This is a genomic window from Mesorhizobium sp. M0808 (assembly GCF_040320025.1).
Lineage (GTDB): Bacteria > Pseudomonadota > Alphaproteobacteria > Rhizobiales > Rhizobiaceae > Mesorhizobium.
This window is the reverse complement of sequence record NZ_JAMYOX010000001.1, coordinates 115,326-131,413: the sequence shown is the minus strand read 5'-3', so window position 1 is coordinate 131,413 and position 16,088 is coordinate 115,326. Positions and strand designations below refer to the sequence as shown.

The window sequence follows — 16,088 nt, the reverse complement described above, 5'->3', positions numbered from 1 at the left end:
AACGCCGTGACGATCGGTCTGGAGGGGCCGAGAGGGAGGAGTGCTGGATGATCAATGTCGTCCTGGTCGGCTGCGGCGCGATGAGCAAGGCCTGGCTCGATGCGGCCAGGCAGATCGACGGGCTCGCAATTGTCGGCCTGGTTGATCTCGACGCCGAGAGGGCGCGGGCAAGGGCGCGCGAATACGAGCTTTCGAGCGCCGTCATCGGAACCGACCTCGACGCCGTGCTCGACCAGACCAGGCCCGAGGCGGTATTCGACGTCGTGGTTCCCGCCGCCCGCCGCGAGGTCGCGTTTTCCGCCTTTGCCCACCATTGCCATCTCTTGACCGAAAAGCCGCTCGCCGACAGCCCGGTCAATGCGCGTGCCATTGTCGAGGCGGCCCGCAGCGCCGGCCGTATCCATGCCGTCGTCCAGAACCGCCGCTATGTCGCCAACGTCAGGCGCATCCGGCGCTTTCTCGATTCCGGCGCCATTGGTGCGCCAACCAGCATCCACGCCGATTTCTTCGTTGCGCCGCATTTCGGCGGTTTTCGCGAAGAGATGCGCCATGTGCTGCTGCTCGATATGGCGATCCACACATTCGATGCAGCCCGCTACATGGTGGCCGGCGAACCGGCCGGCGTCTATTGCCAGGAGTGGGAGCCGGCCAACTCCTGGTATCGGCAAGGGTCGTCGGCAACCGCAAGCTTCGACCTCGGCGGCGGCAAGCTGTTCACCTATGCCGGCAGCTGGTGCGCGGCCGGCTTCCGTACCAGCTGGGACAGTACATGGCGGATCGTCGCCGAGCGCGGCAGCATTGTCTGGGACGGCGCGGACGGGTTGAAGGCGGAAGTCGTGCGGCCGGTCCGTGAAGGCCTGTTCGACCGCACCGAACCGATAGCCGTGCCGCCGCTCGACCCGGCAGATCGCGTCGGCGGCCATCTCGGCATCATCCAGGATTTCGTCCGCGCCGCCGAGACCGGCACCGCGCCGGAGACGCGCGGCGCCGACAACATCAAGAGCCTGGCCATGGTTTTCGCTGCGATCGAGAGCGCCGAAACCGGGCGCCGGGTCGCCATCGCTGCACAGGAAGGATCATGATGCCAAACCCGCTGCTCGACATCAGGATCGGCACAATGGTGAGGGCCAATCTCGACGACCCGGCCGCCTATGTCAGGCAGATCCTGCCGCTCGGCTTCGAGAGCATCCAGCCGTTCTTCTGGCAGACGCTGGGCGGCAAGGACATTCCGCAGCTGGCGGGCGAGATCCGCGAGGCGATCGGCGATGCCGATGTCGTCGTCTCGTCGATCGGCGTGTTCGGCAACCCGCTGGAGAGCGGCGAAGTCGATCGCGGCGTCCTCCAGGCCTGGGAAACGATCATCGACAACGCGCATCTGTTCGGCACCAACATGGTCAGCGGCTTCACTGGCCGCATCCGCGGCAAGCCGCTGCCCGACAGCCTGCCGCGCTTCCGCGAGGTCTGGGGGAAGCTGGCAAAGCGGGCCGCCGACAAGGGCGTGCGCATCGCGTTCGAGAATTGCGCCATGGACGGCAACTGGGCCAGCGGCGACTGGAACATCGCCCATAATCCGGACGCCTGGGAGCTGATGTTCAACGAATTGCCGGACGACAATCTCGGCCTGGAGTGGGAGCCCTGTCACCAGTTGGTCTATCTGATCGACCCGATCCCGCAGATCCGCAAATGGGCGCCGCGCATCTTCCACGTCCACGGCAAGGACGCGACGGTGCGCTGGGACGTGATCCGCGAACATGGCGTGTTCGGCCGCCTGCCGTTCGTTCAGATGCGCACCCCTGGCTTCGGCGATAGCGACTGGACGCGGGTGATCAGCGAGCTGCGGCTGGCCGGCTACAAGGGCGCCATCGACATCGAGGGCTGGCACGACCCGGTCTACCGCGGCGATCTCGAGATCACCGGCCAGGCGCGTGCGCTGGATTATCTCCAACAATGCCGGGGAGGCGCGAGCTACCTGCCGAACCCGGTGTGAGGCTAATGCATGTCGCGCAAAAGTGCCCAGCGGTTTTGCGATAACGACATGCATAAAAACAGGACAAGCCGGCGGGAGGTGCCGGCCAGCGAAAGATTGCGGCGCAATGCCGAAGCGATCGTCAAAACCCCTCGGCTAGCGAGGGAACAAAGGGAGGATAAGTGCATGAGCATTACGATGAGAAGGACAGTTCTGCGCTCGACCGTCGCGGCGGCCGCGATGGCGCTCGCCGCCGCACTCTCGACCTTGCCGGCGCAGGCGCTCGATGCCCAGTGGTGTAAGGATGTCCATATCCGTTTCTTCGTCGGCGGCGCCGAGGGCGATGCCTTCGGCACGATCGTCTATAATGGCGCGAAGCAGGCGGCGGCCGATCTCGGGCCGAAGGTCGACTACATCTTTTCCCAGTGGGATGTCGAGAAGATGGTGCAGCAATTGCGCGAGGCCGTCGCGGTCAAGCCCCAAGGCATCGCCATGATGGGCCACCCGGGCGACGCCGCGATCATGCCGCTGGCCGAACAGGCGCACAAGGACGGCATCAAGATGATGTACCAGAACGTGCCGGTGCCGACGGTCACGGCGGCGTTCGGCGGCGGCTATGTCGGTGCCCAGCAGGAGCAGCAGGGCCGCGCGCTTGGCGCCGAGGCGGTCAAGCTGGCCGGGCTCAAGGCCGGCGACAAGGCAATCATGATCGGCCCGTTCGAGAACGAGAGCCGCGGCGCGCGCGAACGCGGCACTGTCGCTGCCCTCAAGGAAGCGGGCGTCGAGGTCATACAGCTCTCCTCGCCGCCAAGCGGCGAATGGGCTTCCGATCCCAATCTGGCCATTCCGGTGATCACCGCCGCACTGCTCAACAACCCTGATGTCAAGGCGGTCGGCTATCCCGGCGGCCAGATGCTCGGCAACGTCGCCACCTACATGCAGGCGGCGGGCAGGAAGCCAGGCGACATCTTCAACTTCGGCTTCGACACCAGCCCGCAGATCGTCGAGGGCTTCAAGGGCGGCTGGGTGCAGCTGACGGCCGACCAGCAGCCGTTCCTGCAGGGCTATCTGCCGATCCTCAGCCTCTGCCAGCAGGTGGTGCTCGGCCTTGCGCCGATGAATGTCGACACCGGCGCCGGCTTCGTCACGCCGCAGAATTACGAGATCGTCGCCGAGCTCGCCAAGCAGGCGCTGCGCTGACCTCCCAAGCCGTCGGCCGGGATCGAGCCCGGCCGGCGGGACCGCCGGCGAAAAGGCCGGCACGCGACAATCAAGCGAGGATCGCCATGGCCGAACGCATCATCGAACTGCGCGACATCAGCAAGTCCTACGGCCAGGTCTATGCGCTGGGCGGAGTCAATCTCAGCGTCGATCGCGGCGAGGTGGTCGGCCTGATCGGCGACAATGGCGCCGGCAAGTCGACGCTGATCAAGATCCTGTCCGGCGTGGTCAAACCGACCAGCGGCGAGATTCTCGTCCGCGGCAAGCCGGTGACCGGATGGAGCCCTGCGCGCTCGCGCGACGCCGGCATCGAAACGGTGTTCCAGGACCGGGCGCTCGCCGTGCAGCAGACGATCGTGCGCAACATCTTCATGGGCCGCGAGCTCACCGGCTGGCTTGGCTGGCTGAAGGTCAACAAGGAGATCGCGGAGGCGAGCCGGCTGATGCGCGAGATCGGCTTCACCTCGAAAGTGTTCACGCCACAGTCGATCGTCGGCCAGCTCTCGGGCGGCGAACGCCAGGGCGTCGCGATCGCGCGGGCCATCTATAAGAAGGCGGAGCTGATAGTCCTCGACGAACCGACGACCGCGCTATCGCTGACCGAGACCGCCAAGGTCTTCCACTTCGTGCGCCAGGTGCGGGCGAGCGGGCGCTCGATCCTGTTCATCGGCCACAACATCCACCACGTCTTCGATATCGCCGATCGTTTCGTGGTGCTGGACCGCGGCAAGGTCGCGCTCACCGCCGACCGCAGCGAGGTCAAATCGGCCGAAGACCTGATCAATTTCATGGAAGACGTCGCCCACCCCAGCGGATTGCCGGGGTTGCACGACGGCGATGCGGGGAGGGCGGCACGATGAGCAAGACCATGGAACCCGATCTGCAGAGCCCCCTCGGCGGTACGCATGGCGAAACCGCCGAGAAAGACTGGAGACATCCGTCCGACAATTGGCTGCGCGGGTTCATCCTCGACAACCGCGCCGCGCTCGGCACGCTTGCCGTGTTCATCGTCATGATGGCGGTGTTCATGATCGCCAACCCGATCGTGTTCACCACCTGGTATCTCTACAGTTCCGTGCTGACCACGCTGCCGGTGGCGCTGTTCGTGGTGGTGCCGCTGGTCTTCGTCGTCACTTGCGGCGAGATCGACCTGTCGTTTCCGGCGACCATGGGCTTTGCCTCCTGGGTGTTTGCGCTGGTCGTGCAGGCCGGCTACGACCCGTTCCTCGGCATCGCCGCCGCAATGGTCACCGGCATGCTGCTCGGCTTCCTGGTCGGCTCGCTGGTCGTCTATGGCGGGCTGTCGTCGCTGATCGCCACGCTCGGCATGAATTTCCTGCTGCGCGGCCTGATCCAGATCATCAACGAGGGCAGGTCGACGGCGCTGACCGGCCTTGCCGACAGCTGGGCCTATAAGATCTTCTCCAGCCAGCTCTACGGCATCCCGGTGCAGATCTTCTGGGCCATCGGCTTCGTCGTACTGTCGGCGCTGCTCTACAACCGCCATCGCTTCGGCGCGCAGGTCAAGGTGGTCGGCGACAATCCCGACAGCGCCCAGCAGATGGGTATCGACGTCATGCGCGTCAGGGTAAAAGTGTTCGTCTTCGTCGGCATCGGCGCGGCAATCGCCGGCACGTTCTCGGTGATGATCAACTTCACCTGGTGGCCGACGGCGGGCGACGGATACCTGTTGCCGGTGCTGGCATCGGTGTTCGTCGGCGGCACTCCGACCTGGGGCGGCATCGGCACTGTTGTCGGCGGCGCGATCGGCGCGGTCACGGTCTCTTTCATCCAGACCGGCGTCGTCGCGGCAGGCCTGAGCGGCTTCTACGTCCAGTTCTTCAACGGGCTGATCATCATCCTGTCGCTGCTCGGCCATAAGTGGAACCAGGCGCGGTATCGGTGACCGGCGACCTCAAACCCCCGTCACAAACCCGTCCAGCACGCGTTTCTGGCCGGCTTTGTCGAAGTCGATGGTCAGCTTGTTGCCTTCGATGGCCGAGATGTTGCCGTTGCCGAATTTCTGGTGGAAGACGCGGTCGCCGACGCTGAAGGGGGACGGCGTGTCGGCGACGGATTTGGCGACCAGCTCGCCGTCGATGGTGCGGCCCTTGACCGAGGTGCGGCCGGCGCCGTAGCCGGAGTCGGTTTCGCCATAGCCGATGCGCTCGACCTGGTGGCCGGAGCGCGTGCCCCAATTGCGGTCGGTGGCCTCGGTGCGGTTCGCTTGGGCGCGTTGCCAGCCCGGCGTCGCATAGGTGCTGGAGAAAGCGCCGGATTTCTCGGCGCCGTTGTTGCCGCCGATGTTGTCGAAGCGCGATGCTCCATAGGGGTTCTGCCTGCCCGCCCCTTGGCCACCGCGACCGGAGGCGAACGAGCCGCCGCCATAGGCATTGCCGTAGCCGCCATAGGAGTTGCCGCTCTCGGAAACTTCGACATGAGCTTCCGGCAGTTCGTCGAGGAAGCGCGACGGGATGGTCGATTGCCAGAGGCCGTGGATGCGGCGGTTGGAGACGAACCAGATGTGCAGGTTCTTCTTGGCGCGGGTCAGGCCGACATAGGCGAGGCGGCGTTCCTCCTCCAGCCCTGAGCGGCCGCCCTCGTCCAGCGCGCGCTGATGCGGGAACAGCCCTTCCTCCCAGCCAGGGAGAAAAACCGTCTCGAATTCGAGGCCCTTGGCCGAATGCAGCGTCATGATGTTGACCGCGTCGAGCTCGGCATTCTGCTCGGCGTCCATGACGAGTGCGACGTGTTCGAGGAAGGAGCGCAGCGATTCGTACTCCTCCATGGAGCGGATCAACTCCTTGAGGTTCTCCAGCCGGCCGGGTGCTTCGACCGAGCGGTCGTTCTTCCACATGTCGGTGTAGCCGCTCTCCTCCAGAATGGTCTCGGCGAGCTCGGTGTGCGGGGTGGTTTCCAGCGCCTTCTGCCAGCGCTCGAAATTGGCCGCGACCTCGCGCAGCGCGGCGCGCGGCTTCGGCTTCAGCTCGTCGCTTTCGGCAAGTTTTGCCGCCGCCTCCAGCATCGGGATGCGCAGCGCCCGTGCGGTGTCGTGGATCTGGCGGATGGTGGCCTCGCCAAGGCCGCGCTTCGGCACGTTGACGATGCGCTCGAAGGCGAGGTCGTCGGCGCCTTGCGCGACGACGCGGAAGAAAGCCAGCGCATCGCGAATCTCGAGCCGCTCATAAAAGCGCGGGCCGCCGATGACGCGGTAATTGAGGCCGAGCGTGACGAAGCGGTCCTCGAATTCGCGCATCTGGAAGGACGCGCGGACGAGGATCGCCATGTCGTTGAGATTGTGCTTCTGGCGCTGATAGGCCTCGATGGTCTCGCCGACGGCGCGGGCCTCCTCCTCGGAATCCCAGGCGGCGTGGACATGCACCTTCTCGTCGTCCTCGGCGATCTTTTCGGTGAACAGCGTCTTGCCGAAACGGCCCTGATTGTGGGCGATGAGGTGGGAGGCGGTGCCGAGGATGTGCGCGGTCGAGCGGTAGTTGCGCTCCAGCCTGATGATGGTGGCGCCGGGAAAATCCTTGTCGAAGCGCAGGATGTTGTCGACCTCGGCGCCGCGCCAGCCATAGATCGACTGGTCGTCGTCGCCGACGCAGCAGATATTTACGGTGGACAGGCGCGGGCTTCCCTCCCCCTTGAGGGGAGGGTTGCCGGGCGACGCCCGGTCGGGTGGGGTCCGTGCGGCAGTGCTCGACCTACCGGCGGCAGTGCTCGACGCTCTAGCGGTGCCTTCTGCGGCAACCCCCTCCGCCCGCTTCGCGGGCACCTCCCCCTCAAGGGGGGAGGATTGAGGCCGCTGGGCCAGCAGGCGCAGCCACATGTACTGGGCGGTGTTGGTGTCCTGATATTCGTCGACGAGGATGTAGCGGAAGCGCTTGTGGTATTCCTTCAGCACGTCCGGATTGGCGCGGAAGATGCGGATCGGGTGGCACAGGAGATCGCCGAAGTCGCAAGCGTTCAGCGTTTTCAGCCGCTCCTGGTAGGCCTTGTAGAGCTCGCGGCCCTTGCCGTTGGCGAAGGCACGGGCATCGCCCTCGGGGATGTCGGTGGGGCCTAGCCCCTTGTTCTTCCAGCCGTCGATCATCTGGGCGAACTGCTTGGCCGGCCAGCGCTTGTCGTCGAGGCCCTCGGCCTGGATGAGCTGCTTGATCAGGCGCACGACATCGTCGGTGTCGAGGATGGTGAAATCGGATTTGATCCCGGCCAGCTCGGCGTGCCGGCGCAGCAGCTTGACGCCGATCGAGTGGAAGGTGCCGAGCCACGGCATGCCCTCGACATTGCCTTCACCGATCAACAGGCCGATGCGCTGCTTCATCTCGCGCGCCGCCTTGTTGGTGAAGGTGACGGCGAGGATCTGCGAGGGGAAAGCCTTGCCGGTGGCAAGGATGTGGGCGATGCGGGTGGTCAGGACGCGCGTTTTGCCGGTGCCGGCGCCGGCCAGCACCAGCACCGGGCCTTCGGTGGTTTCCACCGCCAGCCGCTGCTCGGGGTTGAGGCCGTTGAGATAATCGGGCGCGTTGTTCTGGTTGCTGCGGGCAGCCATGGCGCGCGCGGCAATGCCCGACGGGGCCACGGGCCGCGCGTTCGGTTCGTCAAAAAAGGGCATGTCTTCCGAAAAGCCGGACATCTCCCCCGAATGTAGTGATTCGGCAGCGAAAGGCCAGAAGTGTCTCCGTTTTGTTCTCTGTCCAGTCGGTAGACTCACAATCTGGATGGGTCCGCTAACCAAAACGCCGGGCTTGCGATGGGCCGGCACCGTAAAACGCCGAGCTTGCTTGACAGGGGAAGCGGGCCGGAGAAAGTTGCGTGGGGGCAGGAACGCAATGCGGGGTTGCCCATGGACGCGTCGCGGAGCGCACCAGTCGAAGGAGCACCGTCTTGGCTGTGGTCATCACCTCCCTGATCCTTTTCCTCATCGGCCTGGCGATTGGCGGCGGCGGCATCTGGCTCGTGACGCTGGGCGGCAGCTGGTACTACGTCATCGTCGGTCTAGCTTTCCTTGTCGCGGCCTGGCTGCTCTACAGGCGCAGATCCACGGCGCTGTGGCTCTACGCGGCGATCGTGCTCGGCACGCTCGCCTGGGCGGTCTGGGAGACCGGCTTCGACTGGTGGGAGCTCGGCCCGCGCGGCGGCATCATCGTGCTTGTCGCGCTATGGCTGTTGACGCCATGGGCGCGGCGCGGGCTTACCGGTCCCGACGGACGCGCGCCGCTGATCCTCGCCGTGCTGGCCTCGCTTGCGGTCGCCGGCTATTCGATGACGACCGATCCAAAGGATATTGCGGGTGAACTCAACACCGACAAGGTGACGCCGACGGCCGATCTCGGCGGCAACGTGCCGGCTGGCGAATGGCACTATTACGGTCGCACGCAATATGGCCAGCGCTATTCGCCGCTCGACCAGATCACCGCCGAAAACGTTGCCAATCTGCAGCCGGCCTGGACCTATCGCACCGGCGACGTGAAAGGGCCCGACGACATCGGCGAGACGACCTATCAGGTGACGCCGCTAAAAATCGGCGACACGCTCTACATCTGCACGCCGCATAATTTCGCCATCGCCATCGATGCCGCGAGCGGTAAGGAGAAATGGCGCTTCGATCCGCAGGTCAAGCTCAACAAGGACCGCCAGCACCAGACCTGCCGCGGCGTGTCCTATTATGCCGATGCCAAGGTCGCCGCCGGCCAGCCCTGCGCCACACGCATCTACCTGCCGACATCCGACGCCCGGCTGATCGCGCTCGATGCGGCGAATGGCCAGGTCTGCCCGACTTTCGCCGAAGGCGGCACGCTGAACCTGCTCGCCAACATGCCATATCCGAAGCCGGGCTATTATTATTCGACCTCGGCGCCGCTGATCGTCGCCAACAAGATCATCGTCGGCGGCGCGGTCAACGACAATTATTCGACGCAGGAGCCGTCCGGGGTCATCCGTGCCTACGATGCCGACACCGGCGCGCTGTTGTGGAATTGGGATTCCGGCAATCCGGATCAGACGACGCCGCTGCCGCCGGACCAGACCTACACCAACAACTCACCCAACATGTGGTCGACGGCGAGCGTCGACGAGAAGCTCGGGCTGCTTTATGTGCCGCTCGGCAACAAGACGCCGGACCAACTCGGTGCCGGACGCAGTGCCAATGACGAGAAATTCTCCTCTTCGATCACCGCGCTCGATCTCAACAGCGGACAATTGCGCTGGGTGCGGCAGACCGTGCACCACGATCTCTGGGACATGGACGTGCCGGCGCAGCCGACGCTGGTCGACATCACCACGGAAAGTGGCGTGGTGCCGGCGCTGGTCGGGCCGACCAAGCAGGGCGACCTCTATGTGCTCGACCGGCGCAGCGGCGAGCCGATCGTTCCGGTCAAGGAAGTGCCGGCGCCGGGCGGCGCGATCGAAGGCGACCATACCTCGCCGACGCAGCCGGTCTCGGACCTGAGCTTCAGTCCGAAACCGCTGACCGGCGCGGACATGTGGGGCATTACCATGTTCGACCAGTTGGCCTGCCGGATCGAGCTTCGGAAGTTGCGCTATGAGGGCCGCTATACGCCGCCGTCGCTGCAGGGCTCGCTGATCTACCCCGGCAATTTCGGCACCTTCAACTGGGGCGGCGTGGCAGTCGATCCGGTCCGGCAGGTGATGTTCGGCATGCCGACATACCTGGCGTTCATCTCCAAGCTGGTGCCGCGCGCCGACGTGCCGCCGCCCGGCGACACCAAGGGCAGCGAACAGGGCCTGAACCGCAATGACGGTGCGCCTTACGCAGTCATATTGAAGCCGTTCCTGTCGCCGCTCGGCATTCCCTGCCAGGCGCCGCCCTGGGGCTATGTGGCGGGTGCCGACCTTCGGACCGGAAAGATCGTCTACAAGCATCGCAACGGCACCGTCTACGACATGACGCCATTGCCGCTGCCATTCAAGGTCGGCGTGCCCGGCATTGGCGGGCCGATGATCACTGCCGGCGGCGTCGCCTTCCTCGGTGCGGCGGTCGATGACTATGTGCGCGCTTATGACCTGACAACCGGCAAACAGCTCTGGCAGGCGCGGCTGCCGGCGGGCGGGCAGTCGACACCGATGACCTACACGGTAGCCGACGGGCGCCAGTTGGTCGTCATCGTTGCCGGCGGCCACGGCTCGGTCGGTACCAAGCCGGGCGACTATGTGATGGCCTATACGCTGCCGAAATAGAGAAGTTCCTTCAGAGCCCGAGATGCCCTTTCAGGTCGGGTACCGATGCAAGTACCTCACTGGTCAGCTGCGGGCCGGCGGCTGTCTCGGCCTGCTGGACCAGCATCGTGCCGGCCTGGCTGATCTGTGCGAGCGTGAGGCCTGATGCCTTGAGTATGGCGACGCCGTTGATCAGCGCGCCGGTCTTTTCGCCGAGAGCGCCACCGAGCGCGCCCTCCAGCGAGGACAGCAGGCCACCACCGGAAGCTGCGCCGGGAGCCATGACATCATATTGCTTGGCCAGGGCGTCGGCTCCCGGGATCTTGCCGAAGAAGCTGGACAGAGTCGTGCCTTCCGCTTCGTGTTCGAGCACCGAGAAAATCGTGCCGGCGATCTTTTCCGTCAAAGCCTGGTTGAGACCGGATTTCTGGGAGACGGTGTTGATGATGTCCTGAACGTCCATGACCTTTCCTCAGGCTTTGGTGTTTGCGGCCGGGTGCCGGTTGGCGCGGATCTTGATCAACGATCGTTTGAATGCGGTGAAGGCAGTGAACCACAGCGCCAGCAAAGCCATAGCGGCGAGGGCGAACCCACTTGCCAGAAGCGGGGAGGGAAAGGTCATGGGCGTAATTCCTTCGTCGTCAATCAGGCATTCTTTCCTCGCCAAATGGCGCGAGCGAGGCCTAGCCTGGTAAGTTTGTTTTATATGGTGGTGCGTGCATTTAGCATTGCCACAAAGGACCAAAATTTAACGACAGTGGGGCGCGCGGCATCACGGCCCTCGTGCAGGGACTTATGGCAGCCTCACTCAGCCGTGACTGGACCAGACAAGCTTCGGCTCTATGTTGCCGCGGGGGGCCGACGAGGAGCGCGCCATGACAACACCTGCCGGACCCACTGCCGCCGAGCCTGTCATTACCCAGGCGATGATCGATGCCTATGACGAATACACGCATCTGACGCTCGACCGGCGGCGCTTCATGGAGCAATTGACCAGGCTTGCCGGATCGGGTGCGGCAGCTGCCGCGATCGCGCCGCTGCTGGCGGCGAACTCGGCCCAGGCGGCAATCGTCGCGGAAGACGATCCGCGTGTGAAAGGCGAGGACATCAGCTATCCCGGCAGCGGCGGCGAGATGAAGGGCTATCTGGTCAGGCCGGCGGACCAGACCGGCAAGCTTGGCACCGTCATCGTGGTGCACGAGAACAGGGGTCTCAACCCGCATATTCGTGATGTGGCGCGGCGCGCGGCGCTGGAAGGGTTCGTGGCGCTTGCGCCGGACTTCATGACACCGCTCGGCGGCACGCCGGACGATGAAAACAGGGCACGTGACCTGTTTTCCCAGCTCGATCCAGCACAGGTCGCCGCCAATGCCGTGGCAACCGTCGCCTATCTCAAAGGCTACAAGGACGGCAACGGCAAGGTCGGCGCCGTCGGCTTCTGCTGGGGCGGCGGCACGGTGAACATGCTGGCCGTCAACGCGCCGGACCTCGCCGCCGCCGTCGCCTATTACGGCATGCAGCCAAAGGCCGAGGACGTGCCGAAGATCAAGGCCGCGCTCATGCTGCATTATGCCGGGCTCGACACCCGCACCAATGCCGGCATCGATGCCTTCAAGAAGGCACTCGACGCGGCTCATGTCGAATACTCGGTCTATGTCTATGAAGGCGCCAACCATGCCTTCAACAACGACACGTCGGCGGCCCGCTACGACAAGAAGGCGGCTGACCTCGCCTGGGGCCGGACGATCGCTTTCCTCAAGGAGAAGCTGGCCTGATCAGGTGGGCGCCGGCGCCGGTTTGTGAAGGGCGACGCCGGCCACCACCAGCGCGATGCCGATGCAGTCGGTGAGGCTCGGCACCTGCCGCAGCACAATGACGCCGATCAACGTCGCGGTGACCGGCAGCAAAGACAGCATCAGCGCGAAGCTGGAGCGCGGCAGCCGCGACATGGCAAGCTGGTCGCAAATATAGGGAATGACCGACGAGCAGATGCCGACGCCGACCGCCGCAAGCAGCAGCGGCGGCGCCGAGAAAGCCGGCAGAGCATCGGCGAAACCGATCGGCAGAACGACGAGAAGGGCGACCGCCATGGCGGCACCCAGCCCGGCGATGCCATCGCCGGCGCCGCCGCGCGCGACGCGGTGGCCGAGCACGATGTAGCCAACGAACAGCGTGCCGTTGAGGAAGGCCCAGAACAGGCCGACGGGATCGCTCGACCATTTGACGTCGATCAGCAACAGGGTGCCGGCGACAGCAATTGCGAGAGCGGCGAGATTGCGCGGACTTCTGAGGCCAACAAGCGCAACGCCGATGGTGCCGACGAATTCGATCGCCGCCACCAGCGAGATCGGCAGCCGGTCGAGCGCCAGGTAAAACGAGCAATTCATCACCCCAAGGCAGACGCCGAAAGCCACAAGCAGCAATCGCGTCGCGCGATCGGCGCGGGCGAAGACCGCCCACGGCCGGGTCAATGGGGCAAAGACGAGTGCCGCGGTGGCGATGCGCAGCCAAGCCATGCCGAGCACGCCGACATGCGGGAACAGCAGCACCGCGAAGGCCGGTCCGAGATAGTGGAACACGGCGCTGACGCCGAACCAGAGGTGCGGCGGGACCGCGTTTGCCAAGGTAAAGGCGGGGCCGGCGAGTGCCCGACTTGCTGCTGGGGCTTGCGTCCGATCTTGCATGGGATCAGTATCGCAGGCGATTTTTGCCATTGATATGGATGATGGCCGGGCATTGCGGCCATTTCCTTTCCGAAAGCAAGGAGCATTGCGCTGAAACGCCTTCGAAACGAAAATCCGGATCTGGATGCGGCGGACCTGAAGATCCTGCGCCTGCTGGAAGAGGATGCGCGCACCAGCACCGCCGAACTGGCGCGGTCGGTCGGCCTGTCGGCGCCGAGCGTTGCCGAGCGCATCAAGCGGCTGCAGGAGAGCGGCGTGATCGAGGCCTATACGGTGCGTATCAATCCGGCCGCACTCGGCATGAAGCTGTCGGCATGGCTGCGCATCAGGCCGGTGCCGGGGCAACTGGCTGTCGTGACCGAAATCATCCGCGACCTACCTGAAATCGCCCAATGCGACCGGGTCACCGGTGAAGACTGTTTCATCGCGCTGGCGCATGTCGCCTCGGTGGCCGAGCTCGAGCGGGTGATCGACCGGCTCATTCCGTTCGCGATGACCAATACGGCGATCATCCAGTCGTCGCCGGTGGTGCCGCGATCGCCGCTGGGGGCGGTGAAGCGCCAGCCTTGACGCTTGGGATCGTTCGTCAGCACATCATCAGAAATGCAAACCGGACGGCCGGTCTGTTTCTTCCCCCACCGTTCAGGCGTGGCCGCGTTTCATCCGCGCCTGCTTCAGGATGGCGCGCCAGCGGATCATGGCGAAAGGGATCGGCTCGTTGTTGTTGGCGATGTGGAAGATCTCGTTATTGAGGTTCTTCAGCGAGCGCCAGAAATCATAGTCGGTGATGCGTGGATCAGCCGCCAGCCTGTCCGCCTCGACCTTGATATCGGTTTTCATGCACGTTCCCCGAACCGCTGCTGCTCCGCCGCCCGTATCGCAATTCGATGCGGACGGTTTTCCAACGCCGCGCTGAGTCGTTCAACGTCTCAATTCGGCTTGTTCACGTTAAAACCTCGGTAAGGTTAACGGCGGTTGGACCGTGGTTCAAGCCGGCTTACGACGAATACCGATCGAGCGGCCGGCGCGCTCCGGCATCGGCAGGGCGGCATGGGCGGCGCGCATCGCTTCCACCCTGGCCAGGACGTCGGCGGGGAAGGGCGCGACCTTCGGGCCAGCCATGTCGACGTGCAGCGACAGCGTTTCGGATGTGGCGGCAAGCCAGCCGTCTAGATGCCGGATTTCCTGATAGGCCCTCAGCCGCTTGTCGTCATGGTCGAGGAGTTGGAACGAGACCGTGACCTTGTGGTCGAGATGCAACTCCTGGAGGTAGCAGACATGGACTTCCGCGGTGTAGATGGTCAGCCGCCGTTCCCTAACATAGTCCGGCCCCATCCCCATCATCTCGAATGCTTCGTCGGAGCACCGGTCGAACAGCACGTTGTAATAGGCCATGTTGAGATGGCCGTTGTAGTCGATCCAGGCCTCCTCGATGTCCATGGCGCGAGAGACGAAAGGGGCAGGGATGGGCATCGGAAACTTCCTTCTCGTCATGCCGGGATGAGCGTGGACTGGACAGAGCGTGGTTGGTGAGACTACGCATCCGTAGATGCAGAACAAGGGTGGACGCTGGTCCATTCGCGGAGGAATCGATGGCTCTAAGCGACCTCAATCCGGTCGAGCGCAACGAAGAAGGCATTGCCGCCGTACTCGGCATCCTCAAGCAGCGGCTCGGCGAGCGATTCCAGACCGGCCAGGCGATCCGCGCCCAGCACGCGCACACCACGACCTATATCCCGACGCAGGCGCCGGACGGCGTCGCCTTTGCCGAGACGACGGAGGAGGTGCAGGAGATCGTGCGCGCATGCGCGGCGCATCGCGTGCCGGTGATCGCCTTCGGCGTCGGCTCTTCACTGGAAGGCCACACCAATGCGCCGGGCGGCGGCATCTCGCTCGATACGTCACGCATGAACCGCATCATTGCGGTCAATCCGCAGGACCTCGACTGCACCGTCGAGCCCGGCGTGACGCGCGAGGATCTCAACCGGCACCTGCGCGACACCGGCCTGTTCTTTCCGATCGACCCGGGCGCCAACGCCTCGCTCGGCGGCATGGCGGCGACACGAGCGTCGGGCACCAACGCGGTGCGCTACGGCACGATGCGCGAGAACATCCTGTCGCTGACGGCGGTGATGGCCGACGGGCAAGCAGTGACGACCGGCAAGCGCGCCAAGAAAAGCTCGGCCGGCTACGATCTGACGCGGCTGCTGATCGGTTCGGAAGGCACGCTTGGCATCATCACACAGCTGACTTTGAAGCTGCAGGGCATTCCACAGGCGATTTCAGGCGGCGTCTGCCCGTTTCCCAGCCTCGAGGCGGCGTGCAACGCGGTGATCGCGACCATCCAGATGGGCATTCCGGTGGCGCGCATAGAATTGGTCAACGCGCTGCAGATGCGGGCGATGAAGACCTATTCGAAGCTAGACTATCCGGAGAGCCCCTGCCTGTTCGTCGAGTTCCACGGCAGCGATGCCAGCGTCGCCGAGCAGGCCGAGACCTTCGGCATGATCGCCGAGGAAAATAGCGGCGGTCCGTTCCTGTGGACCAGCGTCGCCGAAGAGCGGACAAAATTGTGGAAGGCCAGGCACGATGCCTACTGGTCGTCGCTGACACTGCGGCCGGGCGCCAAGGGCCTGTCGACCGATGTCTGCGTGCCGATCTCGCGCTTTGCCGAATGTGTCACCGAGACCGAGACGGATATCGCCGAGATGGGCCTGATCGCCCCGATCGTCGGCCATGCCGGCGACGGCAATTTCCATGTGCTGGTGCTGATGGACGTGGACGACCCGAAGGAGATCGCATTGGCGGAAAAATTCGTTGCGCGGCTCAATATGCGCGCCATCGCCATGGACGGCACCTGCACTGGCGAGCACGGCATAGGGCAAGGCAAGATCGGCTTCCTGCGGCATGAGCTCGGCCATGGCGTCGACATCATGCGCACGATCAAGCAGGCGCTCGATCCGCTGAACATCATGAACCCGGGCAAGATATTGCCGGGAAAGGACTGACATCAGGCCGCTGCCGCGCCCCGATTT

General features: G+C 64.6%; 15 protein-coding genes. 9 read left to right on the top strand and 6 right to left on the bottom strand.

What is annotated here, in order from left to right; genetic code table 11:
• The first annotated feature begins 47 nt into the window (after nucleotides 1-47).
• The 5 genes from NKI25_RS00660 to NKI25_RS00640 all read left to right on the top strand — a co-directional run bounded on the left by NKI25_RS00660 (nucleotide 48) and on the right by NKI25_RS00640 (nucleotide 5,093).
• Nucleotides 48-1,082, top strand: a complete 1,035-nt coding sequence (locus tag NKI25_RS00660) for a Gfo/Idh/MocA family protein (protein WP_352997771.1) — start codon at nucleotides 48-50, stop codon at nucleotides 1,080-1,082.
• Nucleotides 1,082-1,987: a sugar phosphate isomerase/epimerase family protein gene (locus NKI25_RS00655; protein WP_502897315.1), complete on the top strand. Its 906-nt coding sequence runs from the start codon at nucleotides 1,082-1,084 to the stop codon at nucleotides 1,985-1,987. The genes NKI25_RS00660 and NKI25_RS00655 overlap by 1 nt, the downstream gene beginning before the upstream one ends.
• A 165-nt stretch (nucleotides 1,988-2,152) precedes the next feature.
• Nucleotides 2,153-3,166: a substrate-binding domain-containing protein gene (locus NKI25_RS00650; RefSeq protein WP_352622716.1), complete on the top strand. Its 1,014-nt coding sequence runs from the start codon at nucleotides 2,153-2,155 to the stop codon at nucleotides 3,164-3,166.
• 86 nt (nucleotides 3,167-3,252) lie between these two features.
• Nucleotides 3,253-4,047, top strand: coding sequence for an ATP-binding cassette domain-containing protein (locus NKI25_RS00645; protein ID WP_352622718.1), 795 nt, complete (start codon nucleotides 3,253-3,255; stop codon nucleotides 4,045-4,047).
• A complete protein-coding gene (locus tag NKI25_RS00640; RefSeq protein WP_352997767.1) occupies nucleotides 4,044-5,093 on the top strand; it encodes an ABC transporter permease in 1,050 nt (349 codons plus the stop codon). The genes NKI25_RS00645 and NKI25_RS00640 overlap by 4 nt, the downstream gene beginning before the upstream one ends.
• A gap of 9 nt (nucleotides 5,094-5,102) precedes the next feature.
• On the opposite strand, the gene NKI25_RS00635 is transcribed toward NKI25_RS00640, so the two are convergent.
• Complete coding sequence (locus NKI25_RS00635; RefSeq protein WP_352589531.1) at nucleotides 5,103-7,826, bottom strand: ATP-dependent helicase; 2,724 nt, start codon at nucleotides 7,824-7,826, stop codon at nucleotides 5,103-5,105.
• Between the two features lie 251 nt (nucleotides 7,827-8,077).
• Here NKI25_RS00635 and NKI25_RS00630 point away from each other — a divergent pair, with 251 nt between their 5' ends.
• Nucleotides 8,078-10,390, top strand: coding sequence for a glucose/quinate/shikimate family membrane-bound PQQ-dependent dehydrogenase (locus tag NKI25_RS00630; RefSeq protein ID WP_352456533.1), 2,313 nt, complete (start codon nucleotides 8,078-8,080; stop codon nucleotides 10,388-10,390).
• Nucleotides 10,391-10,400: 10 nt separating this feature from the next.
• On the opposite strand, the gene NKI25_RS00625 is transcribed toward NKI25_RS00630, so the two are convergent.
• Both NKI25_RS00625 and NKI25_RS00620 read right to left on the bottom strand, forming a co-directional pair.
• Nucleotides 10,401-10,832, bottom strand: a complete 432-nt coding sequence (locus tag NKI25_RS00625) for a hypothetical protein (protein ID WP_352575128.1) — start codon at nucleotides 10,830-10,832, stop codon at nucleotides 10,401-10,403.
• 9 nt (nucleotides 10,833-10,841) lie between these two features.
• Nucleotides 10,842-10,991 (bottom strand): hypothetical protein, encoded by a 150-nt coding sequence (locus NKI25_RS00620; RefSeq protein WP_352755779.1) that lies wholly within the window; start codon nucleotides 10,989-10,991, stop codon nucleotides 10,842-10,844.
• A 253-nt stretch (nucleotides 10,992-11,244) separates the two neighbouring features.
• On the opposite strand from NKI25_RS00620, the gene NKI25_RS00615 reads away from it, so the two are divergent.
• Entirely contained in the window at nucleotides 11,245-12,144 is a 900-nt protein-coding gene (locus NKI25_RS00615; RefSeq protein WP_352997764.1) for a dienelactone hydrolase family protein, read from the top strand.
• Here the strand turns inward: NKI25_RS00615 and NKI25_RS00610 are convergent, their stop codons facing one another.
• Nucleotides 12,145-13,053, bottom strand: coding sequence for an EamA family transporter (locus tag NKI25_RS00610; protein WP_352997762.1), 909 nt, complete (start codon nucleotides 13,051-13,053; stop codon nucleotides 12,145-12,147).
• A 90-nt stretch (nucleotides 13,054-13,143) separates the two neighbouring features.
• Here NKI25_RS00610 and NKI25_RS00605 point away from each other — a divergent pair, with 90 nt between their 5' ends.
• Nucleotides 13,144-13,623, top strand: a complete 480-nt coding sequence (locus NKI25_RS00605; protein ID WP_352998133.1) for an Lrp/AsnC family transcriptional regulator — start codon at nucleotides 13,144-13,146, stop codon at nucleotides 13,621-13,623.
• 72 nt (nucleotides 13,624-13,695) lie between these two features.
• Here the strand turns inward: NKI25_RS00605 and NKI25_RS00600 are convergent, their stop codons facing one another.
• Together NKI25_RS00600 and NKI25_RS00595 are read right to left on the bottom strand one after the other, a co-directional pair.
• The gene (locus NKI25_RS00600) at nucleotides 13,696-13,893 is read right to left on the bottom strand and encodes a hypothetical protein (RefSeq protein WP_023676715.1); all 198 of its coding nucleotides are present in this window, start codon (nucleotides 13,891-13,893) and stop codon (nucleotides 13,696-13,698) included.
• A gap of 147 nt (nucleotides 13,894-14,040) precedes the next feature.
• Entirely contained in the window at nucleotides 14,041-14,526 is a 486-nt protein-coding gene (locus tag NKI25_RS00595; RefSeq protein WP_352575134.1) for a thioesterase family protein, read from the bottom strand.
• 119 nt (nucleotides 14,527-14,645) lie between these two features.
• Here NKI25_RS00595 and NKI25_RS00590 point away from each other — a divergent pair, with 119 nt between their 5' ends.
• Nucleotides 14,646-16,061 carry an FAD-binding oxidoreductase gene (locus NKI25_RS00590; RefSeq protein ID WP_352997760.1) on the top strand — a complete coding sequence of 472 codons (1,416 nt, stop codon included), beginning with the start codon at nucleotides 14,646-14,648 and terminating at the stop codon, nucleotides 16,059-16,061.
• Nucleotides 16,062-16,088 lie beyond the last annotated feature (27 nt).